This window comes from Falsibacillus albus (assembly GCF_003668575.1).
GTDB lineage: Bacteria > Bacillota > Bacilli > Bacillales > DSM-25281 > Falsibacillus > Falsibacillus albus.
Map to the genome: position 1 here is coordinate 230,108 of NZ_RCVZ01000003.1, position 24,679 is coordinate 254,786.

The following is a 24,679-nucleotide window of genomic DNA, read 5'->3' on the forward strand; positions in this document are numbered from 1 at the left end:
CTTTCTGGTTGGAATATTATTTATCGTCAAGAGCCGTAACGCCAGGAAGTTCTTTCCCTTCCATAAATTCAAGGGATGCGCCACCACCTGTTGAAATATGGCTCATTTTGTCTGCAAGGCCGAATTTTTCTACAGCTGCTGCTGAGTCTCCTCCGCCAATGACAGAATATGTATCTGTGGCATCAGCTAAAGCTTGAGCGACTGCTTTCGTTCCGTTTGCAAATGCTTCCAGTTCGAAAACGCCCATTGGTCCATTCCAGATGACCAATTTAGAGCTTTGAATCACATCTTTATAAAGCTCGCTTGTTTCTGGTCCGATGTCCAATGCTTCCCAGTCGGAAGGGATTTGATCGATTGCGACAACCTTCTTGTTTGCATCGTTTGAGAAGTCATCAGCTACAACGACATCTTTCGGCATATAGAACTTGACGCCTTTTTCCTTCGCTTTTTCCATAAAGGATTTCGCAAGATCGATTTTGTCTTCTTCTAAAAGGGATTTACCCACTTCATGGCCTTGTGCTTTTACGAATGTATAAGCCAAGCCGCCGCCGATGATGAGGTTATCCACTTTTTCAAGCAAATTATCGATGACGCCGATTTTATCTTTTACTTTTGCCCCGCCGATGATGGCTGTGAATGGACGCTCAGGGTTGGAAAGTGCTTTGCCGAGCACATCCAGCTCCTTCTCCATCAATAAGCCTGCAACGGACGGAAGATCATTTGCAATACCTTCAGTTGATGCATGTGCACGGTGGGCTGCACCGAAAGCATCATTGACATATACATCCGCAAGCTCAGCAAAAGCCTTCGCCAACTCCGGATCATTCTTTTCTTCACCAGGGTAGAAACGAACATTTTCAAGAAGAAGGATATCTCCTTCGCTCATTTCGTCGATTTTGGATTGAACGGATGGTCCATGGGCTTCATCCGCTTTTTTCACATCTTTCCCCATCAACTCGCCTAAACGTGCTGCAACAGGTGTAAGGCGCAAATCTTCGACAACCTGCCCTTTTGGACGTCCTAAATGGCTGGCAAGAATAACTTTTGCACCTTGCTCTGATAAGTATTGAATCGTTGGGATTGCTGCGCGGATCCTTGTTTCATCCGTGACTTGTCCATCTTTCATCGGAACGTTGAAATCGACACGGCAAAAAACGCGTTTACCTTTCACATCAATATCTTTGACTGATTTCTTATTCATTGCTGAAGGACCTCCTTATACGGGGGCTTTCCCCTGATTAAATGAGAAAAAGGAGAGAGGGGAATCCTCCCCGCTCCCCTTTTATCCCTTTCATTATAGATGTTGGGATAGCTTTTATCCAACAAAAACCCTAAAATGGTGTCACATTCGTGAGATTAGGATAACACTTTGAAAGTCGTTTCTTACAGACCTTTTTTAGCGATGTAGTCAACTAAGTCTACTACACGAGTGGAGTAGCCAGTTTCGTTGTCATACCAAGAAAGAACTTTTACCATGTTGTCTTCAAGAACCATAGTAGAAAGTGCATCGATTGTAGAAGAAGCATTGTTGCCGTTATAGTCAACAGATACTAATGGCTCTTCGCTGTAAGCAAGAACTCCTTTAAGGTCGCCTTCAGCCGCTTCTTTGAATGCTGCGTTTACTTCGTCAGCTGTAACAGTTTTGTCAAGCTCAGCAACCAAGTCAACAACAGAAACGTTAGGAGTTGGTACACGCATAGCCATACCGTTCAATTTGCCTTTAAGTTCAGGCAATACAAGCGCAACAGCTTTTGCAGCACCAGTAGTTGTAGGGATGATGTTCTCAGCAGCCGCACGAGCACGACGATAGTCTTTATGTGGCAAGTCTAAGATCTGCTGGTCATTTGTGTAAGAGTGAACTGTCGTCATCATTCCGCGTTTTACACCGAATTTTTCATTCAATACTTTCGCGAATGGTGCTAAGCAGTTAGTTGTACAAGAAGCGTTTGAGATAACATGATGGCTTGCAGCATCATATTTATCTTCGTTAACACCCATTACGATTGTGATATCTTCTTCTTTAGCCGGAGCAGAGATGATAACTTTTTTCGCACCTGCATCAAGATGTTTCGCTGCATCTGCACGGTTAGTGAAGCGGCCTGTAGATTCAACCACTACTTCTACACCAAGGTCTCCCCAACCAAGTTGAGCTGGATCGCGTTCAGCCAAAACTTTGATTGATTTGCCGCCGACTACTAATGTATCACCGTCAACAGTAACCTCTTGGTCTAATTTCCCGTGTACTGTATCATATTGAAGTAAGTGAGCAAGCATGTTTGCATCAGTTAAATCGTTAACTGCAACAACCTCTACGTTAGGATTGTTTAAGCTTGCGCGGAATACGTTGCGTCCGATACGTCCAAAACCGTTAATACCAATTTTTACTGCCATGAATAACTTCCTCCTTCAAATGTTTAAGGATGTATTTTGTTTAAATCTATTTCAAAAGGGATTACCCTTTTAAAAGCTCTCTTGCCGCTCCTTCATCGGTGATCAGCACCGAAGCATGTGGAGCACTTCTTAAGTATGAACGAATTGCCTTTGCTTTAGAGGCGCCGCCCGCTACAGCAATGACATGCTCTGTCTTGGCTAAATCCTTGAGTTGGAGCCCGATCGTCTTCACTTTGTGGACGACTTCCCCTTCTTCATTGAAATAATAGCCAAACGCTTCTCCAACAGCTTTTGCTTCGATAATCTTGTTCATGTTCTCCTGGTTGGTTTTCCTTCTTTCAGCCATAGTGATAGCATCACCAATTCCATGTAAAACCATGTTGGCCGATGAAATTAAATTCAGGACGTCCTTGATGGCCGGCTCTCTCATAAATGACTGATAGACTTCCTTGCTGACCTCATCCGGTACATAGAGCACCCGATGTTTGGCGCCAGTCTGCTCTGCCATCTTGGCGCAGATCGTATTGGCCTGGTTTTTGACATCCTCGCCGATCCCGCCTCTTGCAGGAACAAACAGGACTTCTTTTTGAGTGAAGTCAGGAGTCAATGTTTCGGCGACCGCCGCCATTGTCGTCCCGCCTGTTACAGCGATGATATTTTTTCCAATCAACCGTTTTTTCATACTTACTGCACAAGCTCTTCCTAATTCTTCTTTCACCCATGGCGTGGAATCACTATTACCGGGAACGATGACAACATCTTGAAGCTGCATCCGTTTTTTGATTTGAGCTTCCATTTCGTTAATACCCGAAATTTCCCTCATTATGTCTTCCATTTTCTCCAAAATCATCAATCCATCTGGTGTCATTGACATTCCTGATGTTTTCACTTCGATAAGATTTTGATCTTTGAGAAAATCAACTTCGGACCTTAGCACCCTTTCAGTCAGGCTAAGCGTTTGAGCCAAGCTCCTTCTTCCGACCGGGGCCATGAAATGGATGGTCCTTAAAATTTGATAGCGTTTTTGCATAGTTGAGAGCAGGTCAGGCAATAATCTTTTTTGAATGTCAATGATTTGATACATGCAAAAACTCCTTTAATATTTCCTGTTGGACTAAAAAAGTCCCAGCAAGACATATTATGTCCCGCTTACTGCAAAAAAAATTTATCCCTGCTTCAATTCTTATTCTAGCAAGGATAAAAACGTAATTCAACTAAGAAATATCAACATTTCTGATGTAAACGGTTACTTATAACAATTGGGTCAATTTGGCCATACTGGATAATTTCCCCTTCGATTTCCACTACAGGGATCAACAACCCGAATCGTTCTGTCAAGTCATCGCTTCCTTCGATATCCACTTCATTTATATTGAAATCATGGTGATCTTTCAAAAGCTCCAAAATCACTTTTGCATCCCTGCATAAAGAGCATTGTTCCCTTGTATAAAAAGTAATCTCCTGCTTCAACCCATACACCTTCTATTCATCGAATCTTTTTCGTTTGGAGGAAGAAAGGATCCCAAGCTGATCACGGTACTTTGCAACCGTCCGGCGGGAGACCCTTATTCCTTCCCGCTTCAATTGATCGGCAATCATTTGATCTGAAATTGGCTTGCCTTTATCCTCTTGATCAATCCATTCGGATATCAAGTTTTTAACCGTGTTGGATGAGGTTTGGTCAGCATCTGTCTCAAGCGCTGCAGAGAAAAAGTATTTTAATTCAAATGTCCCGAATGGCGTCTGAATATATTTTTCTCTTACTGCCCGGCTGACTGTCGATTCGTGAACTTGAATTTCCTCCGACATTTGCTTCATTGTCAGCGGCTTCAAATACTTCGATCCTTTCAAGAAGAATTCGCTCTGAAATTCGACCAGTGCCATTCCGACCTTCATCATTGTCTCATGCCGTTGCCGAAGACTTTTCATTAAAAATCGAAAATCCTGTGATTTTTCTTTGATGAAGGATTTCAGCTGCGGATCGCGTATTTTGGATAACTCATGGTAGTATTCTTTTTGAAATTGAATGGCGGGGATTGTCCCATCATTCATCCTCAATTCTATCGAACCGCCAATGACTTGGACTATCAATTCAGGTATGACATAAGGGGAAGGTTCCGTTGAATATTCTGCCCCTGGTCTTGGCGACAACGTCCGAATATAATCTGAAACTTCCTGAATGGACGCCATACTGCAAGAAAGCTTTTTGCTCAAAGGTTTCCACTTCTTTTCGGCGAATTCCTGGAAATGATCCTCGATGATGGCTGCCGCTAAAGGCGGGACGTCCCCTTTCCTTTCAAGCTGCAGCATCAGGCATTCCTGGAGACTTCTTGCCCCCACCCCTGCCGGCTCTAATTGCTGAATCATCCTTAAGCACTGGTTCACTTCCGCAGGCGCTGCATCAGCTGCCCTTTCAATTTCATCCAAGCTAGCGGCCAAATATCCATTCGAATCTAAATTATACAGTAATTGGTTAATGATCATCTTTTGTTTATTTGACAACGCTTTCATTATTAATTGTGAAGAAAGGTAATCTTGTATGGAGGTAGTTTTCCTGGCTACTTGCTCAAGCCATTCTTGTTTTGTTTTATCAGGTTTATGAATTCTGGTTTTGCGAAGGCGGTCGTGGCGCGGGTCCATCAATTGGATATTAGGTGCCTCCATTTGAATGAACGGATTTTCAAGAGCCTTTTGTTCAAGGAACGAAACGAGCTCCTGTGTGGAATATTGTAAAAGTGCAATGGCTTGTGAGAGCTCTTGCGTCATGCTTAATTTCAATGTTTGCTGCTGCCATAAGCCTGCTTTCAAATTCATCATTTTTCACCCCTTTCACCATTTTACAACAGTTTATGCCTTTCGGGTATGGAAATAAATTGTTCCAGGAAACAGTTTCTGTTCTTCACAAGTTGTGCGATGTCGATTTCCGCTGCAGGATGCTCGCTTTCCGAGGGGCCTCACACGAAGTGAGGTCGTTCGATGTTGGCACAGGACAAGGAAAGCTTCGACAGCGACACATCGCACGAAGAAAAATACCTGGCATTTTTCGAGGACGTGCCGACCTTAATCGGACATCCGCCTAATTCATCCTCGCTCCGCTGCGAGGTCTCACCCTGCCCGCTAATCCCTCCGGAGTCTCGCACCTTCCACTCCAATCGTCAACAATAAATATATGGCGTGCAAGATAAACTTTCTGACTCCTCTATTCCTCACTGAAGTTTGCAATATCGACTTGAAACAAACCGCAGTTCATCAATTAGTAAACCATTACCCTCCCTTTTAAAAATGCAAAAAACTGGCTCCATATATGCAGATACTGCAAAATATGGAGCCAGTTGATGTTTTAGAACCGTTTTTTAACGCCCTCGGAGGGAATCGAACCCCCATTTCAAGAACCGGAATCTTACGTGCTATCCATTACACCACGAGGGCACGCGGGAAAGTGTCGTACGATAAATCATTATAATTGAGAATCGGTGCGTTTGCAACAACTTTTCTTGTTTAATTTGGGTATGATTGGGTATGATGGATAGGGGAGAAGCAAAGAAACTGTCGAAAAAAACATAAGTGTTTCGTTTGACCTTTATTGACCATCAGTGTATGATTACAGTACATAAGTTTCACCATTGAAGCTTTTGCTTCTAATAGTACATGAACATTTATATCAAAGGAGGAACAAGGATGAATTTAATTCCTACGGTTATTGAACAAACAAACCGCGGTGAGCGTGCATATGACATCTATTCACGTCTTTTGAAAGACCGCATCATTATGCTGGGAAGCGCAATCGATGATAATGTGGCAAACTCAATCGTTGCCCAGCTTTTATTCTTGGAAGCGGAAAATCCTGAAAAAGACATCTCCATTTACATTAACAGCCCTGGCGGAAGCATCACTGCGGGTATGGCAATCTATGACACGATGCAATTCATCAAGCCTAAAGTATCAACAATCTGTATCGGAATGGCAGCATCAATGGGTGCATTCCTATTGGCAGCCGGTGAAAAAGGCAAGCGCTATGCCCTTCCAAATTCAGAAGTCATGATCCATCAGCCGCTCGGCGGAGCACAAGGCCAAGCGACGGAAATCGAAATCGCGGCAAAACGCATTCTATTCCTTCGTGAAAAACTAAATCAGATCCTTGCCGACCGCACAGGCCAATCGCTTGAAGTAATCGCGAAAGACACAGACCGCGACAACTTCATGACAGCTGAAAGAGCCAAAGAATACGGTTTGATCGATCAAATCATCCAAAAGAACGAACTTGAAAATAATAATAAGTAAGAATATCCGAAACCTCCCTTTAACCGGGGAGGTTTTTTTGCTGTTTGCTTTTCCTGCAAAACCTTAAAAGAAAAAATGGAATGTTTGTTAATGGGGCGTGAAGTACGAGACTCCGGAGGCATCAGCAGATCAGTGAGTCCCTCGAATAGCGAGCAACTTGCAACGGAAATAAACTATATACAATCCTTTATCAATCGATTGAAAATGTTTGTTATCCTTTTTTAAGACTATTCATCATTTGTGGTTGATTGTAGCGAAAGGTGCGAGACTCCTGAGGGATCAGCGGGCTAGGTGAGACCCCGCAGCGAAGCGAGGAGATATTTGGCCGATGTTCGATTAAGTTCGGCACTTCGTGTGCCAACATCGAACGACCTCACTTCCTGTGAGGCCCCTCGGAATGCGAGCATCCTTCCGCTACAATCAACTTTGCACATCCTTTGATAAATGCCAATGCCTAATTACGAAAATGCCTTATTAGATTGCAGCGCAAAGAAACGGACACTGTATTCTCCTTAGACAAACAAAAAAACCCTTCACATAAATGAAAGGGTTTTCCAAATTATCATTGATTAATTTTCTTCTTCCACGAAAGCTGCCAATTTATCGATTGCTTCCTGTTCATCATTGCCATCGGCAATAAGTATGATATTGGAGCCTGCATTTACAGCAAGGCTCATCAAGCCCATGATGCTTTTGGCATTCACTTTTTTCTGATCTTTCTCCAAGAAGATTTCAGAAGAAAAACGATTTGCCTCTTGTACGAACAAGGCAGCAGGTCTTGCCTGCAAGCCGGATTTCAGTTTTACTTCAACCTTTTTCTCAACCATGATTATTCCTCCCATTATTCCCTTTATATTTATTTTAAGAGTGCGAAGTGATGGATTCCCCTGCTCTCAGCTTTTCAGCCAATTGGTCTATCTTCCTCAGGCGGTGGTTGATGCCTGATTTGCTGATTGTTCCACCGGACACCATTTCCCCTAATTCTTTTAATGTGACATCTTGATAACTCACTCGAAGCTCGGCAATCTCCCTCAATTTATCCGGCAGTACATGCAACCCGACGGTCCGATCAATGAATTTGATGTTTTCTACCTGTCTCAGTGCAGCCCCGATGGTTTTATTCAAGTTAGCTGTTTCACAATTGACAAGTCGATTGACGGAATTTCGCATATCGCGGACGATGCGGACATCTTCAAAACGAAGGAGCGCGTTGTGTGCACCGATGACGTTGAGGAACTCGGTGATTTTTTCTGCTTCCTTCAAGTAAGTGATATACCCTTTTTTTCTCTCCAATGTCTTGCTGTTCAAACCAAAGCTATTCATTAATTGGCTCAATGATTCATTATGTTCGATATAAAGGGAGAAAATTTCGAGGTGATAGGATGAAGTTTCCGGATTATTGACAGAACCCCCGGCCAAAAACGCCCCTCTTAAGTAAGACCGTTTACAGCACTTCTTCTTCACTAATTCCGATGAAATATCATGGACAAATGAAAATCCTTCACCCAAAATTTTCAGGTCCTCAAGGATGCCCTTTGCTCCCTCTTTGATGCGGACGATATAGACGTTATTTTTCTTCAGCCTCATTTTTTTGCGGACGAGCAATTCAACGGGCAAATCGTAATTCTTCTTGATTAACGTATATATCCTTCTGGCGATGGCGGCATTTTCCGTTTGGATATTCAATACCAGCGTACGATTGGAAAAGGACAATGAGCCATTCATGCGGATCAGCGCCGATAGTTCTGCTTTAGCACAGCAGTCCTTTACCTCCAGATTGGTCAATTCTTTTTTTGTCTCAGATGCAAATGACATCTCTTCACCTCCCGTTCCAAAAACAACCGTTTGCACAACTTTTTAAAAATTCAATCATTTCTATAATTGGGCATAAGGTTTTCGTTTTTCCTCCAGCAAGGAAACAATGATCTTCGCGACTTTATCCGTATCATGCCGAATAACATCGTCTTTATACGTTATAATGCGATCATATATGACATTCAAGCCCATTTTCATCAATTTTTCCACATCATACACAACGGGCTTTGCAAGCTCTTCTTTATATTTATTCTGGATAAACGCCGGGATTTCCTCATTATTGACGAGGATCGTATCCATGAAGGCGCAGTCCATATGATCATAAATAGCTTTTACATGGTCGCTTGCAGTGAAATTCAACGTTTCCCCTGCTTGTGTCATTAAGTTGCATATATAAACCTTCCTCGCTCTTGAACGGCATACTTCTTCTCCCAGCCCCGGCACAAGTAGGTTCGGCAGGATGCTTGTATACAGGCTGCCGGGACCAATGACAATGATATCCGCTTTTCGGATCGCATCGATGGTTTCAGAAAGCGGCATAACAAGCTCAGGCGTCAAAAAGACCCTTTTGATCCGTTTCCCTGAATAGGGAATCTTGGACTCACCGGAAACGATCGTTCCATCTTCCATTTCAGCATGGAGAACGACGCTCTGATTGGCAGCAGGCAATACCTTTCCGCTGACATTGAGCACTTTGCTCATTTCCTGGATGGCATGAACAAAGTCACCTGTTATGGATGTCAGCGCAGCAATGATTAAATTGCCGAGAGAATGCCCAGCCAATTCATTTGAAGTTTTAAAGCGATGCTGAAACATCTGCTCAATCAACGGTTCAACATCCGATAGAGCTGCCAAGACATTGCGGATATCTCCAGGAGGAGGGATTTCCAGGTCCTGACGAAGCCTGCCCGAACTTCCTCCATCATCCGCAACGGTTACTACGGCGGTTATATCGATGGGATGCTGCTTCAATCCCCTCAAAAGCACAGGCAAGCCAGTGCCACCACCGATGATAACCACTTTAGGATTGTCATGTTTTCTCATGTAGTCTTACCCTTTCTCTTGTCGATATCACGATGCGAGATTCTTGTATGATAGTCGTCTTCAAAGTGTTTCCCGATATATTCCGCCAGTGCCACGGACCGATGCTGGCCGCCCGTACAGCCGATGCCGATTACGAGCTGCGCTTTTCCTTCCCTTTTGTATTGAGGGAGCATGAATCCTAATAAATCCGTCACCTTTTCAAGGAATTTCTGCGTTTCATTCCATTTTAGGACGTAGCTGGAAACCTCCTGCTCGAGTCCGGTTTTTGGCCGCATATGTTCAATGTAATGGGGATTGGGCAGGAACCGCACGTCAAACACCAAATCGGCATCTATCGGAAGCCCATGCTTAAATCCAAATGACATGACATTGACCGTGAATATCGTCTGTTTATTTACAGAGAACTCCGTTAGGATCTTTTCACGCAGCTCTCTCGGTTTCATCACAGAGGTGTTATAGATCGTTTGTGCACGACCTTTAAGCTCTTCCAGCAGACTTCTTTCCTGCCGGATCCCTTCAAGCGGCAAGCCTGACGGAGCCAATGGATGTGATCTGCGCGTTTCCTTATACCGGCGTACAAGCGAAGAGTCATCTGCATCCAAGAAAAGAATTTGCGGTGTCACCCAAGAGGTTTCCGCTAAATCATCCAATGCCTTGAACAAATGATCGAAGAACTCCCGCCCGCGCAGGTCCATGACGAGAGCGACTTTATTCATTTTATTACCCGACTCTTTCATGAGTTCCAAAAATTTTGGAAGCAGTGTGGGGGGCAAATTATCGACACAGAAAAAACCAAGGTCTTCAAAGCTTTGAATCGCGACTGTTTTCCCTGCCCCGGACATCCCCGTAATAATGACTAACTGAACATCATTAGTTGCTCCTGTACTCATAATATTCTGCTCCCCTCGAAGATCTTTTTCTATATATTTTTAGTTAGGATCAAGACGATAAGATAATAACTTGAAATCAGGAGTATATGTAAACCTTCCGTAGATGACTCCCTGCCCATGAATGACATAGTCGAGAATATGGTAATCCCCCTCCGCCATCGGAAGCTCCTTGATATCGTCGATGCTGTGCCATTCCAAAGTGCCTTCTTCAGATTGCTTGACATTGACACCATCGCTTTCTTTCGCTAAAAACGTAAACATCATCCATTCAGAAACGACTTCATCTCCGTCCTTGATGATGAAGGTAAAAATCCCTTTAATGGCAGGACTGCGCAAATAAATGCCCGTCTCTTCGCGAAATTCACGTACGACAGAATCCTTGATGGTTTCACCAGGCTCCATTTTTCCACCGGGAGCAACCCACCAGCCTCTACTAGGTTTATTCAATAATAAAACTTGATCTCCTTTTAAGAGAACACAATTCGTCACTCGTTGCACTGGCATTCACCTCAAAACCTATATAAAATGCATCAACCAAGACACACAATCTGCCTCATTATCAGTCCTCCTAATTATACTATGTTTCGTTGCCAGGCACAAAAGCACATGGCTGGAAGAATGAAAAAACGATTGGCTGAAAAGGATTAATTCAAAGAAGTTGGCTCGCTTACATATTTTCTGGAGTATAAAGAGTCAAAGCTTTAATCCCCTATAAATAAAAGGTTGTTTTCGTAAAGCTCTTTTCTCAAAGATTGTCGTTTTTAACAGTTTTCCTTAAAAAACTCATCATATGAAGGTGATTGGAGCGGAAGTTGTGAGGCCCCGCAACGAAGCGAGGAAGCTCACGGCACGTCCCTCTGAAAGGGAGCATCCTGCAGCGGAAACCAACCTTACACAACCTTTAATGAATAGCAAAAACTATTCGAAACATAAAAAAAAGAGCACAAGGAAAATCCTTGTGCGAAAAAGGGATATATTAAAAAGGGGGTCAATTTCATCTGTAAACAGTATAACTCTTTATTGTTTCACTACTGTTACAAATGGGTTAAAACCCAGTGACGTTTTTGTTAAAATCCGGACAAGAAATTATTTGGCCTTCAAAGCCTCGTTAAGCTCTTCAACATAGTGTTGAGCGCTTTGGGCGGCAATGCTGCCGTCTCCTGTAGCTGTAACAATTTGACGAAGCGTCTTTTCGCGAACGTCTCCAGCGGCAAAAATGCCATTCACTTTTGTTTCCATTTGATCGTTCGTTTCGATATAGCCAGCTTCATTCGTAATGCCCAGATTAGCGAAAGGCTTAGTTAATGGGACCATTCCGATATAGATGAACACACCATCGGTTTTAAAATCTTTTTCTTCGCCATTTTCAGTGGAAACAAGTGTCACACTACCGACTTTTCCGTTTGAATCATTGATTTCTTTAATAGTATGATTCCAAATGAAATCAATTTTTTCATTGTCAAATGCACGCTGTTGAAGAATTTTCTGTGCACGAAGCTCGTCGCGGCGGTGAACGATGGTCACTTTGTTCGCAAAACGCGTCAAGTAGACTCCCTCTTCTACCGCTGAGTCTCCGCCGCCTACAACGACCAGGTCTTTTCCTTTAAAGAATGCACCATCACAGACTGCACAATAGGAAACGCCGCGGCCACCCAATTCTTTTTCACCCGGAACACCGATTTTTTTATACTCGGCACCAGTCGCAAGAATGATGGATCGGGTTTTATATTCTTTCGATCCCGCTTTGACCGTTTTGAATTCTTCGCCGTCAACGATTTCCTTAATATCTCCGTACGCATATTCAGCACCAAATTTCTTGGCATGTTCGAACATTTTATTGGAAAGATCCGGACCAAGAATATGGTCATATCCTGGATAGTTTTCAACTTCCTCCGTATTCGCCATCTGTCCACCAGGGACACCGCGTTCAATCATCAAGGTGCTAAGGTTTGCACGAGATGTATAAACTGCTGCTGTCATCCCTGCTGGTCCGGCCCCAACGATGATCACATCATAAATTTGTTCTTCAGACATGTACCAACACTCCTTACATCATGTATCGCAATAGTTCACTAATAGTCGTAGATAGTATTTCCTGCCTATAGCTATCCTATAAGAGGACATGGCCATTCGTCCAAAAATATGCTCAACGCAAGAAATCCTCAAGCATTTTTACATATTTGCGCAGTGTAGAAATTGAGATGCAGTTCATTTCTGCAAGCTCCTTTTGTGATTTCTTTTCATGTCTCAACTTATACCATAAGTATTCAATCCCGGCCGCAAATGCATTCACATTGGGAGCGAATGCATCCTTTTCGAGCATCGCCTGAACAACAGAGAACCACATCAAAAATAACCCGGATTCAACAGGGCCAATCGGCTGGTAACGTTGAAATAGGACCATGGCCGTTTCATGGCCAGCAGATATCCTGTCGGGGATCCTGATCGGCTGATTATTTTTTTCTGAAGCCATTATCGCTGATGCATACTGCTGTTCAGCTTCAGAAAACTTATCCAAGCTAGGGAAATCTTCATGCGAAAGGATTGCGGCCTTTTTCTCAGAAACGGACAATAAAAAGAGCCCAAACCATCTTTCCTCCGGATATTTGCTTCCAAGCTTTTTTAAAAGCGAGCTAAGATGATTTTCATATCCTACCTCATCTTGCCTGTCTTCATTCCACGGTTCCAATCCTTCTTTTTCAGGATTGAACTCCAGTACAACTTCCCAAGCCTGCTTGGCTGTTTTCATATGCCCCATCTGATATGCCGATTGGGAAAGCCAATAATAGAATCCTGGATCTCCATCAAAGCCGATCTTTTGCAATTTCTTCAACCAGTAGTAGGATTCCTCATATTTCCCGATCAACGCAAACGTTGCACCAAGTTTATATTGATGCTCCTGAAGCATCGGCTTTACTTTAAATAAGCCGTCCAGAATGTTTTCCAGATCCCGCTTCCTTTTTTGATAGAATAGGAAGACGGCCAAATTGCATAACGCATGCAGATTTCCTGGACTTTTTTCCAGTACTTCCTCCAGCACATCCGCTGTCTTTTCCATTTCACCCAAATAAAAATAAGCAAGTGCGAGATTATTGTAGGCAGACCAAAATTCAGGATAATTCTTGACGATATCCTGTAAAAGCTCCACAGCTTTTTGAAAATTGCCTTTTTCCAAAAGGTCTCTCGCTTCTTCCTGTTTCAGGATGAGTTCGTCCTGCTCACTGAGGGAATCGATCACTTCCTCTGCATCCAAGCTGATTAACTCGATCAGATCTTCAGCATCCTCCATGAACTCACCATCTATATCATCCTCGATATATATACTTGCATGCTTATAGGCTTCCTTGAAAAAACCGATATGGGCATAGTTATTGGCCAAAAAATAATGACATTCCGTCATGTCAGGATCCAATTCATCTATGATTTTATGAAGAAGCTCATTCGATTCTTGGTATTCCCCGATTTCAGTACAAACCATCGCCAGTTGGCAAAGGATCATCGGTTCTTGCGGCTCAAGCTGAACAGCCCGCAACAAATATTTTTTGGAAAGCGGCAGATCCCTCCGGTGGTATGCTTTGATGCCCTTATTAAAATAATACTCACCAGTCGGAATAAAGTTTAATATTTTTGATTTTTCTTTTCTTGCCTTCGAGTCTTTTCTCATGAAAGTCCCCCAGAACCGTACATATTAACTTATGTAGTATATCACAGAACAAAATGCACTTTAACAGCCAATTGCATCTTTTTACAAATAAAAAGATAGAAAATAATGTAAACACCCTATCATGTAGAGCAGATTAGTAAAAAAGCTATTGAATGGAACTTCATTGAGCATTTTGGAAAATTATGTAGAGAAATTGATTTAGTGAATATTTGAAAATATATTAAGCAAATTCGCAAATATAACGAAACATGAATCGCAGCGATTGAAGGAATATGCTTCTGTTGGGCATAATTTGGATGACGATCTAAGTTTACCGGGGCTTTTCTTCTCATTTTGCTGCCGTTTCGGCATACCACATCCAGCAACTGGCGCTAGTCACACCCTTTTGATGCCGCTTTGACCAAGCACATCCGAAAACTGGCGCAATAAACGCTCTTTCTTTGCCTTTTCCCACTGCCCTCGAAACAACAAAAAAACACCCTAAAGTCAGGGTGCTCATGATTCTTTCGTTTTTTCCTTATGGCGCTTCTCTAAAACGTGGAGTACATCTGCAAATGGCAGCTTTTGTTCCCTCAGCAGGACCATCAGATGATACAGAAGGTCCGCCGCCTCCCATTTCAATTCTTCCCGATCGCGATTTTTTGCCGCGATGATGACCTCAGATGCTTCTTCTCCCACTTTTTTCAGGATTTTATCGACGCCTTTTTGAAATAAGTAGGTGGTGTAAGTCCCTTCAGGCCTCTTCAAATCCCGCTCCTCGATCACTTGCTCAAGCAGGGAGAGGATTTCCGTAGAGCCACTCTTCTTTTTCTCTTCCGGCAGCGGTCTATTATAAAACGATTCTTCAAAACAGCTCACCGTTCCATTATGGCAGGCAGGACCATTCGGCAATACGAGGACGACAAGGGCATCTTTGTCACAGTCATACTTCATCTCAACGATTTTCTGTGTATGTCCGCTCGTCTCCCCCTTGTGCCACAGCTGTTGGCGTGAGCGGCTGTAAAACCATGTCTCGCCTTTGTCCATTGACAATCTGAGAGATTCTTTATTCATATATGCCAATGTCAATACTTCTTTCGTTTCGGCATCCTGTACGATTGCCGGAACGAGGCCATTGTCATCAAACCGGATTGAATCGATTGTAAATTCCGTTGTCATCGCACAAGCACTCCTTTCGATTTCAAATATTGCTTCACTTCCATGACGCTCGTTTCTTTATAGTGAAAAATCGAAGCTGCGAGGGCCGCATCTGCTTTTCCTTGTTCAAAAGCTTCCTGAAAGTCAGAGGCATTCCCTGCGCCTCCAGAAGCAATGACAGGCACCGTGACCGCTTCGCTGACTGCCTTCGTCAAAGGAAGATTGAACCCTTTCTTTTCTCCATCTGCATCCATACTGGTAAGAAGGATTTCCCCTGCTCCCCTCGACACGGCCTCCGTTGCCCAATCGATGACTTCCCATTCTGTTGGCTTCCGGCCGCCATGTGTGTATACACGCCATGAACCGAGAGAATCATCATACTTGGCATCGATGGCGACCACGATACATTGCTTGCCGAAATAATTCGCACCTTCCGTAATCAATGCCGGAGTCAATACTGCAGCCGTATTCAGCGATACTTTATCCGCACCAGCACGTAAAATCCGCTTCATGTCCTCAAGCGAATTGATGCCTCCGCCTACGGTAAATGGTATCGCCAATTCTGACGCAACTTCACGAACAACTTCGACCATCGTTTTCCGTCCTTCATGGGATGCAGAGATGTCCAGAAATACAAGCTCGTCCGCGCCCTGTTCATCGTATGCCTTTGCCAATTCGACCGGATCGCCTGCATCACGCAGCTCGAGAAATTGAATTCCCTTCACGACGCGCCCTTCCTTTACATCGAGACAAGGGATGATTCTCTTTGTGATCATACGGATTCCACCTCTTTGATTGCCTCTTCAAGATTAATCTTGTCGGTGTAGATCGCTTTACCCACAATCGAGCCGCTCACTCCATCTTGTTCATACTTCTTCAAATCCTTCAAATCTTGGAGTGAGCTTACGCCTCCAGAAGCAATGATTTGTTTCCCCGTCGCCTTGGCAAGCCCTGCGATGGCATCTATATTTGGTCCAGACAGCATTCCGTCTGTTGCGATGTCCGTGAAAATGAACGTTTCTGCACCTGCATCCGCAAGTTCTTTTGCGATATCCACTGCTTTGACGGTAGAAGTTTCGATCCAGCCATGCGTCGCAACCATTCCATCCTTTGCGTCCAACCCAATGGCAATCCGATTGCCGTATTTTCCAAGCCACTTCTTCACCAATTCAGGCTGAGTGACTGCCAAGCTCCCAATGATTACCCGATCGACACCATTTTCCAGATAATATTGGACATCATCTTCGGTCCGGATTCCACCGCCGATCTGCACCTTTGCATTCAGCTCCTTGGCAGCCTGTATGACATATTGGCTGTTCACCCTGCTGCCGCTTTTGGCACCGTCAAGGTCTACCATATGAATCCATTGTGCACCTTGATCCACGAAAGTTTTCGCCATTGCAAAGGGTGAATCGCCGTATACAGTTTCTCTATTATAGTCGCCTTGGACAAGGCGGACGCATTTTCCATTTCTCATATCGATGGCAGGATAAATTGTATAGCTCATCGCAGACTCTCCTTCTCATAAACCATGCCGGTGAAATTTTTTAATAGTGACATACCAAGTCGGCTGCTTTTCTCTGGGTGGAATTGCATGCCATAAACATTTCCCTTGGAAACTACTGCCGGAATTTCAACGTTATACTCCGCACTTGCCGCCAGATCTTCCCTTTCCATCTCATCGACAAAATAAGAATGGACGAAGTAAACGTGATCCTCTTCCAAGCCATCCAAAAGGACCGAACGTTTTTGGAATCTTAGCTTATTCCAGCCCATGTGAGGGACCTTATATGATTCCCCTCCCTTTCCTTGAGGGGGGATCGCCTTGACCTTTCCCTTTAGAAGTCCGAGTCCTTCGGAAAAGCCGTTTTCCTCACTTGCATCAAACAAAAGCTGCATCCCAAGGCAGATGCCTAAAAGCGGCCTATCCGACTTAGCATAATCCAGGATCAAATCCAGCAGTCCTTTTTCGCGAAGGAGGGCCATAGCGTCATAAAACGAACCCACACCAGGTAGGATCAATCCATCTGCCTGCTTCAATGTGTCTGGATCATCGCTTATTAAATAAGGAACGTTCAGTCTCTCGAGTGCTTTTCCCACACTGAAAAGATTCCCCATTCCGTAATCTATGATGCCGATCATCTATAACATTCCTTTCGTAGATGGGACTCCTTTTATTCTCGGATCGATGATCGTCGCTTCATCCAAAGCCCTCGCCAGCGCCTTGAATACCGCCTCGATCATGTGATGCGTATTGCTGCCGTAATGAACGATGACGTGTAGATTCATCCTTGCTTCCAATGCAAGTTTCCACAAGAACTCATGAACGAGCTCGGTATCGAATGTACCGACCTTCTGACTTGGAAACTCGCCGCGAAATTCAAGGTGAGGACGGTTACTCAAGTCAATGACGACTTGTGCAAGTGCTTCATCCATCGGAACGAATGCATTGCCATATCGTTTAATCCCTTTTTTATCACCGAGCGACTCCCGCAGAACCTGTCCCAGACAAATGCCGATATCCTCGGTTGTGTGATGGTCGTCGACATCGGTATCTCCATTTGCATGAACGGTTAAATCGAATTGGCCATGCTTTGTAAAAAGATCAAGCATATGTGTTAAAAATGGAACTCCTGTTGTAATATCCGCTTTTCCTTCTCCATCTATTTGAAGCTTTAATGATATGTCTGTTTCATTTGTTTTTCTTTCGACTGATGCTGTTCTCATGGTACGCCTCCTATTTTTTAAACCGTTCTTCGACTGCCCTTGCGTGGGCTTCCAGTCCTTCCAATCGGGCAAAGGCGGCAATTTTGGACGCGTTTTGTTCCAGTGCCTGCCTGCTATAGGAAATGATGCTTGATTTTTTCATAAAATCGTCGACATTCAACGGGCTTGAAAACCTTGCCGTACCGTTTGTGGGCAGTACATGGTTCGGTCCTGCAAAATAGTCGCCGACAGGTTCAGAGCTGTACCTTCCGACAAAGATCGCACCTGCGTGGCGGATTTGTCCAACGAGCTCCATCGCATTTTCCGTGACGATTTCCAAATGCTCCGGCGCCAGTCGATTGATGACATCGACTGATTCCACCAAGCTGTTTGTTGTATAGATGACTCCATAATCCTCAATGGCCTTTTCAGCAATTTCCTTTCGCGGGAGCAAAGACAACTGGCGATCGACTTCACCGGAAACTTCCTCAGCAAGTGATCGGGAGTGTGTTACCAGGACACTGCAGGCCCTCGTGTCATGTTCCGCCTGTGACAAAAGATCGGCGGCAATTTCGTTCGCGTGCGCGGTTTCATCAGCCAAAACGGCGATTTCACTTGGCCCCGCGATCATATCAATGTCGACATCTCCATAAACTTCACGCTTTGCCAATGCTACATAAAGATTCCCCGGACCGACGATCTTGTCCACGGGCTGTATGGACTCCGATCCATAAGCAAGTGCAGCAATCGCCTGGGCACCCCCTACCTTCCAAATTTCCTGAACACCCGCTTCCTTCGCAGCCACAAGCACGGCTGGAGGCACTTTGCCCTCCCTGTTCGGCGGGGTGGCCATGACGATGCGAGCGACCCCTGCTGTTTTCGCCGGCATGACATTCATCAGTACGGAGGAAGGATATGCAGCCGTCCCCCCAGGAACATAGACCCCCACCGAGTCGAGGGGTGTAAGCTTTTGACCAAGGATAGTCCCGTTCTCTTCCATAGTCATCCATGACTGCCGTTTTTGCTTATCATGAAAGGCACCGATATTGGCCGCTGCTTCCTGAATGATCTCAATCATTTCGGGTTCGACAGATTGATAGGCCGCTTGAATTTCTTCTTCTTTTACCTGAAGATCTTCAAGATCGATCCCGTCAAATTTGGCTGTGAAATATTTAAGGGCTTGATCACCGTTTTCCTGTACTTCCGCAATGATTTTCTTCACTGAATTCCGCTGTAAATCCGTTCCGGTGTCGATCGAACGTTTAATTGAAATATTTTTATCCACCTGAATGATTTTCATTTTTTCACCTTCTTAAGAGAAACTGATTCAATTCGCATCCTGCTGGACGATGCCTTCCAGCCTTTCCACCAGTTCCTGGATGCGGTCGTCCTTTATTCGATAGCTTACGGGATTGACAATCAACCTCGAGGTGATCGATACGATTTTTTCATATTCCACAAGGCCATTTTCCTTCAATGTCCTGCCGGATGAAACGATATCGACAATTCGATCGGCGAGTCCGATCAATGGAGCAAGCTCGATAGATCCATTCAACTTGATGATTTCAACTTGCTCGCCCTGCTCCCTAAAATAGGATGAGGCCACATTCGGATACTTGGTGGCGATTTTTGGCGCCACATCATTCATTTTTGTACCGGGAAGACCTGCCACCGCGAGATAGCAAAGACTGATTTTGAGGTCGAGCAGCTCATAAACCTCCCGTTCCTCCTCCAGCATGACATCTTTTCCGGCTATTCCTAAATCCGCGACTCCATGTTCTACATAGGTCGGGACATCCATCGGCTTTGCTAGAATGAATCGCAAGTTTTCCTCCGGCACTTCTATGATCAATTTCCGTGATTCATCAAATTCCGGCGGAAGTTTATATCCCGCTTTTCTTAATAAATGAAGTGCTTCATCAAAGATCCTGCCCTTCGGCATGGCAATCGTCAGTAAGCTCATGAGCGAATCCCCTCCCTGTCAGGAGCAGCACCGATCAAATACGTGACATCTGAGAATGACTTTGTAAACCGATCAACGTCCTGGACACCTGCAATATCCTGTGCTAATACATATTTCCCTTGCAATCTCATATCCCTGGCTTGTTGGAATGCCTCTTTCCTTCGTTCCGCACTGAACAAAATGCAATGTGTGGAAGATGGCTTTTCAAGAACCTCAATTGCTTCAATCAAATAATCCAGACGAAGTCCAAAGCCCGTCGCGACAGTATCCTTTCCAAATTTTCCGAGAAGCTTGTCATATCTTCCGCCGTTGCCGATCGGGGAGCCTACTTTTTCGGCGTACACTTCAAACAAGATGCCAGTATAGTAGCTTAAATGACTGACAAGAGATAAATCCAATTTCACATATTCGGAAATCCCATACTCTTCAAGCTGGTTCCATAGTTCTTCCAGCTGAATGAGCGCCTGTTTTCCCTGATTGTTTTCAATCAGATCATAGGCTTGCTCAATGACTTCATGTGTTCCTCGAATCTGCAAAAATTTCATGAGGCGTTCTTTATCGATCGAAGAAAGGCCAAGAGAAGAGACATGCTGGCGATAGCCGACGAAATTTTTATCGAAAAGGAACCCGCTTAATTCATTTGCTCTTTCCTTATTTCCGAGTATTTGAATGAACAAGTCCTGTACAAAGCCGATATGCCCGATTGAAATTTGAAAATTTTCTAAACCTGCATCTCGAAGCACAGAGACCATCAAGGCGATGACTTCCGCATCGGCACTGATCGTAGGATCGCCAATCAACTCAATTCCTGCCTGCTCGAATTCAGCCGGCCTTCCCCCTTCATTCTGCTGGGCCCTAAATACATTGGCTGAATAGGCAAGCCTGAGAGGGATCTGGTCATTCAAAAGCTTGGAAGAAGCCACACGGGCAATGGGAGCTGTCATATCCGGCCTGAGGACCAATGTGTGCCCCTGTTGGTCGAGAAGTTTGAATAGCTGCTGATCCATCGTGGAGGAAGCAGCCCCGACTGTTTCATAGAACTCCAAAGTAGGGGTTTCAAGAAAGCGGTAGCCCCACATTTCCATCGTTTTATTTATTCTTTTTTTCATGGACTGCTTTGTTTCATAAATTATAGGAAAGGTATCTCTCATACCCAATGGTTTTTCGAACATAAATCGTTTTGACATCTTAAACCACCTGCACTATTTCTTATTTAATGGTTGGTTCTTTACAATATCTGCAGTCTGAATACACTTCGCTTTCCGCGGGTGACCTTTCTCGGTCGTTCTTCCCTGCGGGGTCTCACATTGGCCCCTATTCCCGCGGGAGTGTACGTGTATTCAGGTTCTTCCGTATTTCGTAACAATATATTGGCAACATCCTATTTAATCAAACGTTTGATTAAAAATTGCTTAATGGCATATTTAATTTTCAAAATACTTTAGTTTGCTAATGTGGTAACAAGATAAAGAAGTTAGTAACTAGTTTATCCATCATTACCATTCCCGTCAACCCCAAACTTTTAAACAAGTTTGGAAGCCATGCACCTTGGTGCCAGGTTTCAGACTGTTGACAAACGCTCGCATTCTTTGTTGCTCGACCTCTTCGGATGCTCATTACCCGGGCGCATTTGAACTTCAAAGCGCCTTTAAGGCAACATTCGCAAAGCGAATATGCCCAGGTAACTCCGCTCCTCATCGGCCTCGCGCTTGGAATGACAAGCGTTATCATTCAGTCTGAATCCATTTAATAATCGATTTTATCTATAAACTAAAAGCCTGATGCTTTTAGCATCAGGCTTTATCTTTTCCGTATATCGGGTCGTTTAGCCAACGGGTTGCCATTTCTTCCTTCGTATAGATGACCCGCATCGGGTTGCCCCCAACGAAGGTGCCAGGCTCCACATCCTTGTGGACCAAAGTTCCAGCCGAGACAATCGCGCCATCCCCGATTTTCACTCCTGGGAGAATGGTCGTGTTTGCCCCGATCATGACCCTGCTTCCTATTTCCACTTGACCTAGTCGGTATTCCTTGATCAAATATTCATGGGCAAGAATGGTCGTATTGTAGCCAATGACCGTATTTTCACCCACTGAAATTTTTTCAGGGAACATGATATCCAGCATCACCATAAGGGCAAAGGATGCCTTTGGACCGACTTCCATGCGCAGAAACGTGCGATACAGCCAACTTTTCATCCCGAGAAACGGTGTATAGCGCGCCAGCTGTATCACAACGAAATTTTTGACAACCTTCCAAAATGGAACGGTCTTATAAACGTGCCAGAGGGAGTTTCCACCTGAAACGGGAAAACGCTCTGTTCTCCTCATCCTTGCTGCTCTCCCACGATTTGAAGCAGATCTGTCATTTCATCGAGCATGAAGTCCGGCTCATACTGTTCCAAATGCTCTCTTCCTTTTGCCGTCCAAGCAACACCAGCGGTATAGGTGCCGGCATTCTTGCCGCCTAAAATATCATGATGGTTATCACCGACCATGATAGCCTCTTCAGGAGTGGAATTCAATTGAGATAATGCCAGGAGAAGTGGCTCTGGATCAGGCTTTGGTGCTTTTACTTCATCCAAAGAAACGATCACATCGAAAAATTGATCCAGCTTTGTCAACTTCAAGCCTTTGATGACAGTAGTCCTTACCTTAGTAGACACGATAGCAAGCTTATATCCCGATTCCTTCAACTGCTTGACCGTTTCAAAAACCCCGGTAAATTCCGTAACCAAATCGTCATGATGGGTCAAGTTATAGTCTCTATAGTGCTTCACCATTTCTTCCAGTTTCTCGGGGTTGATCTTTTCAAATGTCTCCTGAAGAGTCGGTCCCATGAAAGGCAGGACATCCTTTCGTTCATACTGACCAGGGTAATAATGGTTTAACGTATGTAAAAATGAAGAAATAATCAATTCATTCGTATCGATTAACGTTCCATCTAAATCAAATAATAAAGTCGTAATTCGTTGTTTCATAATTTCAATCCACTTCCTTCTATAACCTTAGACTTTTTGCGCTTCCAAAAAAATCCGACAATGAGAGTCAAAACTGTAGCTGTGGACAAACGGATAAGAAGCAGCGGCAGTACATTGATCCCGAGCGGGGCGAAAATAATCGTATCCTCCACAACCGCATGGCAAGCAACAAGAAAGATAAAGGCCAATGTGACATCTTTTTGGCTCACTCCATCTTCTTCAACCGCTTGGATCATCACACCTGCACCATATGCGAGGCCAAAAAGCAATCCGGCTGCGAGAGTGGTAGAGGTGTTTTCCCTCATCCCCAGCATCTTTGTAAAAGGTGCCATCCATCTCGAAAAGACGTCAATCCATTTCAAATCCTTTAAAATCTGAATGCCTATCATCAGCGGCATGACAATCAATGCCAATTTCCAGATGCCCATGATGGCCTTTTCAAAGCCCAGCAATAGTATATCCCAAAAGCCATGGACTCCAACCTCGGCAGCTGCAGAAAAGCCGTACTGCGCCTGCTCGTTCCCTCCATGCCAAACCAGCTGGATGATGAATGCCGAAAGCAGGGCAAGTCCGAGCCTGACAAAGAGGACCACCCATGACTTCACGCCTGCCTTTACCGCAACGCTGGACTCTATCCACAAATTATGTGCAAATGAAAGCATCACTGCAATGATAAAAACTTCCTTAACAGTCAAGGTCAATGACAGCACTCCTGCAATCCCTGCATACAAATTCAAAAATATCCCCAGGACGATAGGGATGGCTGCATTTCCACTGAGACCCAGCCACCCCATCACTGGGGAAACAAATTGTATGATCCAAGGCAAAAATGGAGTGTATTGCAGAATAACGACGATCAACGTAATCGGGAAAATTATTTTCCCCAACGACCATGTCGTTTTCAAGCCTGCCATCAATCCTGCTTTGATGGACGATGCCATGTTATCCCCTCGCCTTAATCTTTAGCTAAATATCTTTTATGAGCCATGCCCGTCTTTCTTCTGACCACCCACAAAATAAGGCAAACCGCCACTAATACAATGGAAATGACCTGTGCCATCCTCAACGTATTCGTCAGCATCAAGCTGTCAGTTCTCATTCCCTCGACGAAGAACCTGCCGATGGAATACCAGATTACATAACTGAGAAACACTTCCCCGCGCATTAAGTTCACTCTTCTCAATGACATGAGGAGGATGAATCCAAGGAAATCCCAGATGGATTCATATAAAAAGGTAGGATGATAATAGTGCCCATCAATATACATTTGATTAATGATAAATTGAGGGAGATGAAGGCTTTCCAAAAAGTGTCTGCTCACTTCCCCACCATGTGCCTCCTGGTTCATGAAATTTCCCCAGCGGCCGATCGCCTGTCCAATGATGATGCTTGGTGCTGCAATATCTGCCAGCTTCCAAAAGGAAACATTTTTGATCCTAGAGTAGATAAGGGTTGTTGCAATGGCACCGATGAGCGCCCCGTGTATGGCGATGCCGCCATGCCAAATCTGGACGATTTCGTTCGGATGCTTGGCATAATAACCCCATTCGAATAAAACATAGTAGGCCCTGGCGCAAATGATCGATATAGGAATCGCCCATATCAATAAATCAGCGTATGTATCTTTTGGCAATCCACGTCTTTCTCCTTCTCGGATGACCAAATATAATCCTAATGCTATTCCGCACCCAATGATAATTCCATACCAGTGCACTTCCAATGGCCCTAAATGAAAAGCAATCGGATTAAGCGGTTGAATTGTTGAATTCATCACATCTGCTCCTTAATAATTAGTATAAAAGCAGCCC

25 protein-coding genes and 1 tRNA gene are annotated in these 24,679 nt (G+C 44.3%); 1 reads left to right on the top strand and 25 read right to left on the bottom strand.

The genetic code is table 11. The features are described 5' to 3' along the window. Positions 1-16 precede the first annotated feature (16 nt). The 6 genes from D9X91_RS06120 to D9X91_RS06145 all read right to left on the bottom strand — a co-directional run bounded on the left by D9X91_RS06120 (position 17) and on the right by D9X91_RS06145 (position 5,820). Positions 17-1,201 (bottom strand): phosphoglycerate kinase, encoded by a 1,185-nt coding sequence (locus tag D9X91_RS06120; RefSeq protein ID WP_121679698.1) that lies wholly within the window; start codon positions 1,199-1,201, stop codon positions 17-19. A 182-nt stretch (positions 1,202-1,383) separates the two neighbouring features. Further along, positions 1,384-2,391, bottom strand: a complete 1,008-nt coding sequence (gene gap, locus D9X91_RS06125) for a type I glyceraldehyde-3-phosphate dehydrogenase (protein ID WP_121679699.1) — start codon at positions 2,389-2,391, stop codon at positions 1,384-1,386. Between the two features lie 61 nt (positions 2,392-2,452). Beyond that, complete coding sequence (locus D9X91_RS06130) at positions 2,453-3,475, bottom strand: sugar-binding transcriptional regulator (protein ID WP_121679700.1); 1,023 nt, start codon at positions 3,473-3,475, stop codon at positions 2,453-2,455. A gap of 140 nt (positions 3,476-3,615) precedes the next feature. Then, the gene (locus D9X91_RS06135) at positions 3,616-3,861 is read right to left on the bottom strand and encodes a glutaredoxin family protein (protein WP_121679701.1); all 246 of its coding nucleotides are present in this window, start codon (positions 3,859-3,861) and stop codon (positions 3,616-3,618) included. 12 nt (positions 3,862-3,873) lie between these two features. After that, complete coding sequence (rpoN, locus tag D9X91_RS06140) at positions 3,874-5,205, bottom strand: RNA polymerase factor sigma-54 (RefSeq protein ID WP_121679702.1); 1,332 nt, start codon at positions 5,203-5,205, stop codon at positions 3,874-3,876. A gap of 543 nt (positions 5,206-5,748) precedes the next feature. Then, positions 5,749-5,820, bottom strand: a tRNA-Arg gene (locus tag D9X91_RS06145). 249 nt (positions 5,821-6,069) lie between these two features. Here D9X91_RS06145 and clpP point away from each other — a divergent pair. Further along, positions 6,070-6,672, top strand: a complete 603-nt coding sequence (gene clpP / locus D9X91_RS06150; protein ID WP_121679703.1) for an ATP-dependent Clp endopeptidase proteolytic subunit ClpP — start codon at positions 6,070-6,072, stop codon at positions 6,670-6,672. A gap of 569 nt (positions 6,673-7,241) precedes the next feature. On the opposite strand, the gene D9X91_RS06155 is transcribed toward clpP, so the two are convergent. The 19 genes from D9X91_RS06155 to lgt all read right to left on the bottom strand — a co-directional run bounded on the left by D9X91_RS06155 (position 7,242) and on the right by lgt (position 24,642). Next, complete coding sequence (locus D9X91_RS06155) at positions 7,242-7,499, bottom strand: HPr family phosphocarrier protein (RefSeq protein ID WP_121679704.1); 258 nt, start codon at positions 7,497-7,499, stop codon at positions 7,242-7,244. A gap of 34 nt (positions 7,500-7,533) precedes the next feature. After that, positions 7,534-8,487 (bottom strand): DNA-binding protein WhiA, encoded by a 954-nt coding sequence (gene whiA / locus D9X91_RS06160; RefSeq protein WP_121679705.1) that lies wholly within the window; start codon positions 8,485-8,487, stop codon positions 7,534-7,536. A gap of 60 nt (positions 8,488-8,547) precedes the next feature. Beyond that, positions 8,548-9,531, bottom strand: coding sequence for a gluconeogenesis factor YvcK family protein (locus D9X91_RS06165; protein WP_121679706.1), 984 nt, complete (start codon positions 9,529-9,531; stop codon positions 8,548-8,550). Then, positions 9,528-10,421, bottom strand: a complete 894-nt coding sequence (gene rapZ, locus D9X91_RS06170) for an RNase adapter RapZ (RefSeq protein ID WP_121679707.1) — start codon at positions 10,419-10,421, stop codon at positions 9,528-9,530. Before rapZ ends, D9X91_RS06165 begins: the two co-directional genes overlap by 4 nt. A gap of 39 nt (positions 10,422-10,460) precedes the next feature. Further along, the gene (locus tag D9X91_RS06175; RefSeq protein WP_121679708.1) at positions 10,461-10,919 is read right to left on the bottom strand and encodes an NUDIX hydrolase; all 459 of its coding nucleotides are present in this window, start codon (positions 10,917-10,919) and stop codon (positions 10,461-10,463) included. Positions 10,920-11,507: 588 nt separating this feature from the next. Further along, on the bottom strand, positions 11,508-12,455 hold the full coding sequence (trxB, locus tag D9X91_RS06180) for a thioredoxin-disulfide reductase (RefSeq protein ID WP_121679709.1): 948 nt from the start codon (positions 12,453-12,455) through the stop codon (positions 11,508-11,510). A 112-nt stretch (positions 12,456-12,567) separates the two neighbouring features. Further along, positions 12,568-14,085, bottom strand: coding sequence for a tetratricopeptide repeat protein (locus tag D9X91_RS06185; protein WP_121679710.1), 1,518 nt, complete (start codon positions 14,083-14,085; stop codon positions 12,568-12,570). 495 nt (positions 14,086-14,580) lie between these two features. Next, the gene (gene hisIE, locus D9X91_RS06190; protein WP_121679711.1) at positions 14,581-15,243 is read right to left on the bottom strand and encodes a bifunctional phosphoribosyl-AMP cyclohydrolase/phosphoribosyl-ATP diphosphatase HisIE; all 663 of its coding nucleotides are present in this window, start codon (positions 15,241-15,243) and stop codon (positions 14,581-14,583) included. After that, positions 15,240-15,998, bottom strand: coding sequence for an imidazole glycerol phosphate synthase subunit HisF (gene hisF / locus D9X91_RS06195; protein WP_121679712.1), 759 nt, complete (start codon positions 15,996-15,998; stop codon positions 15,240-15,242). Before hisF ends, hisIE begins: the two co-directional genes overlap by 4 nt. Then, a complete protein-coding gene (hisA, locus tag D9X91_RS06200) occupies positions 15,995-16,729 on the bottom strand; it encodes a 1-(5-phosphoribosyl)-5-[(5-phosphoribosylamino)methylideneamino]imidazole-4-carboxamide isomerase (protein WP_121679713.1) in 735 nt (244 codons plus the stop codon). Before hisA ends, hisF begins: the two co-directional genes overlap by 4 nt. Then, positions 16,726-17,364, bottom strand: coding sequence for an imidazole glycerol phosphate synthase subunit HisH (hisH, locus tag D9X91_RS06205; RefSeq protein WP_121679714.1), 639 nt, complete (start codon positions 17,362-17,364; stop codon positions 16,726-16,728). The genes hisA and hisH overlap by 4 nt, the downstream gene beginning before the upstream one ends. Then, positions 17,365-17,949, bottom strand: a complete 585-nt coding sequence (gene hisB / locus D9X91_RS06210) for an imidazoleglycerol-phosphate dehydratase HisB (RefSeq protein ID WP_121679715.1) — start codon at positions 17,947-17,949, stop codon at positions 17,365-17,367. Positions 17,950-17,959: 10 nt separating this feature from the next. After that, a complete protein-coding gene (gene hisD / locus D9X91_RS06215; protein WP_121679716.1) occupies positions 17,960-19,228 on the bottom strand; it encodes a histidinol dehydrogenase in 1,269 nt (422 codons plus the stop codon). Positions 19,229-19,255: 27 nt separating this feature from the next. Then, complete coding sequence (gene hisG / locus D9X91_RS06220; RefSeq protein WP_121679717.1) at positions 19,256-19,891, bottom strand: ATP phosphoribosyltransferase; 636 nt, start codon at positions 19,889-19,891, stop codon at positions 19,256-19,258. Then, the gene (locus D9X91_RS06225; protein ID WP_121679718.1) at positions 19,888-21,078 is read right to left on the bottom strand and encodes an ATP phosphoribosyltransferase regulatory subunit; all 1,191 of its coding nucleotides are present in this window, start codon (positions 21,076-21,078) and stop codon (positions 19,888-19,890) included. Before D9X91_RS06225 ends, hisG begins: the two co-directional genes overlap by 4 nt. 606 nt (positions 21,079-21,684) lie before the next feature. After that, on the bottom strand, positions 21,685-22,221 hold the full coding sequence (locus tag D9X91_RS06230; RefSeq protein ID WP_121679719.1) for an acyltransferase: 537 nt from the start codon (positions 22,219-22,221) through the stop codon (positions 21,685-21,687). Further along, the gene (gene ppaX, locus D9X91_RS06235) at positions 22,218-22,871 is read right to left on the bottom strand and encodes a pyrophosphatase PpaX (RefSeq protein ID WP_121679720.1); all 654 of its coding nucleotides are present in this window, start codon (positions 22,869-22,871) and stop codon (positions 22,218-22,220) included. The genes D9X91_RS06230 and ppaX overlap by 4 nt, the downstream gene beginning before the upstream one ends. Next, a complete protein-coding gene (locus tag D9X91_RS06240; RefSeq protein WP_121679721.1) occupies positions 22,868-23,812 on the bottom strand; it encodes a nucleoside recognition domain-containing protein in 945 nt (314 codons plus the stop codon). The genes ppaX and D9X91_RS06240 overlap by 4 nt, the downstream gene beginning before the upstream one ends. Positions 23,813-23,826: 14 nt before the next feature. Next, the gene (gene lgt, locus D9X91_RS06245; RefSeq protein ID WP_121679722.1) at positions 23,827-24,642 is read right to left on the bottom strand and encodes a prolipoprotein diacylglyceryl transferase; all 816 of its coding nucleotides are present in this window, start codon (positions 24,640-24,642) and stop codon (positions 23,827-23,829) included. Positions 24,643-24,679: the final 37 nt, after the last annotated feature.

Coding starts and splice junctions, on each gene's coding strand:
- trxB (WP_121679709.1), bottom strand. CDS start 12,455: ATGTCTGAAGAACAAATTTATGATGTGATCATCGTTGGGGCCGGACCA.
- lgt (WP_121679722.1), bottom strand. CDS start 24,642: ATGAATTCAACAATTCAACCGCTTAATCCGATTGCTTTTCATTTAGGG.
- hisA (WP_121679713.1), bottom strand. CDS start 16,729: ATGAGCTATACAATTTATCCTGCCATCGATATGAGAAATGGAAAATGC.
- hisB (WP_121679715.1), bottom strand. CDS start 17,949: ATGAGAACAGCATCAGTCGAAAGAAAAACAAATGAAACAGACATATCA.
- rapZ (WP_121679707.1), bottom strand. CDS start 10,421: ATGAGTACAGGAGCAACTAATGATGTTCAGTTAGTCATTATTACGGGG.
- hisD (WP_121679716.1), bottom strand. CDS start 19,228: ATGAAAATCATTCAGGTGGATAAAAATATTTCAATTAAACGTTCGATC.
- hisH (WP_121679714.1), bottom strand. CDS start 17,364: ATGATCGGCATCATAGATTACGGAATGGGGAATCTTTTCAGTGTGGGA.
- hisG (WP_121679717.1), bottom strand. CDS start 19,891: ATGAGCTTACTGACGATTGCCATGCCGAAGGGCAGGATCTTTGATGAA.
- D9X91_RS06240 (WP_121679721.1), bottom strand. CDS start 23,812: ATGGCATCGTCCATCAAAGCAGGATTGATGGCAGGCTTGAAAACGACA.
- D9X91_RS06185 (WP_121679710.1), bottom strand. CDS start 14,085: ATGAGAAAAGACTCGAAGGCAAGAAAAGAAAAATCAAAAATATTAAAC.
- ppaX (WP_121679720.1), bottom strand. CDS start 22,871: ATGAAACAACGAATTACGACTTTATTATTTGATTTAGATGGAACGTTA.
- rpoN (WP_121679702.1), bottom strand. CDS start 5,205: ATGAATTTGAAAGCAGGCTTATGGCAGCAGCAAACATTGAAATTAAGC.
- hisIE (WP_121679711.1), bottom strand. CDS start 15,243: ATGACAACGGAATTTACAATCGATTCAATCCGGTTTGATGACAATGGC.
- D9X91_RS06225 (WP_121679718.1), bottom strand. CDS start 21,078: ATGTCAAAACGATTTATGTTCGAAAAACCATTGGGTATGAGAGATACC.
- D9X91_RS06155 (WP_121679704.1), bottom strand. CDS start 7,499: ATGGTTGAGAAAAAGGTTGAAGTAAAACTGAAATCCGGCTTGCAGGCA.
- hisF (WP_121679712.1), bottom strand. CDS start 15,998: ATGATCACAAAGAGAATCATCCCTTGTCTCGATGTAAAGGAAGGGCGC.
- D9X91_RS06120 (WP_121679698.1), bottom strand. CDS start 1,201: ATGAATAAGAAATCAGTCAAAGATATTGATGTGAAAGGTAAACGCGTT.
- D9X91_RS06130 (WP_121679700.1), bottom strand. CDS start 3,475: ATGTATCAAATCATTGACATTCAAAAAAGATTATTGCCTGACCTGCTC.
- clpP (WP_121679703.1), top strand. CDS start 6,070: ATGAATTTAATTCCTACGGTTATTGAACAAACAAACCGCGGTGAGCGT.
- D9X91_RS06165 (WP_121679706.1), bottom strand. CDS start 9,531: ATGAGAAAACATGACAATCCTAAAGTGGTTATCATCGGTGGTGGCACT.
- whiA (WP_121679705.1), bottom strand. CDS start 8,487: ATGTCATTTGCATCTGAGACAAAAAAAGAATTGACCAATCTGGAGGTA.
- D9X91_RS06230 (WP_121679719.1), bottom strand. CDS start 22,221: ATGAGGAGAACAGAGCGTTTTCCCGTTTCAGGTGGAAACTCCCTCTGG.
- gap (WP_121679699.1), bottom strand. CDS start 2,391: ATGGCAGTAAAAATTGGTATTAACGGTTTTGGACGTATCGGACGCAAC.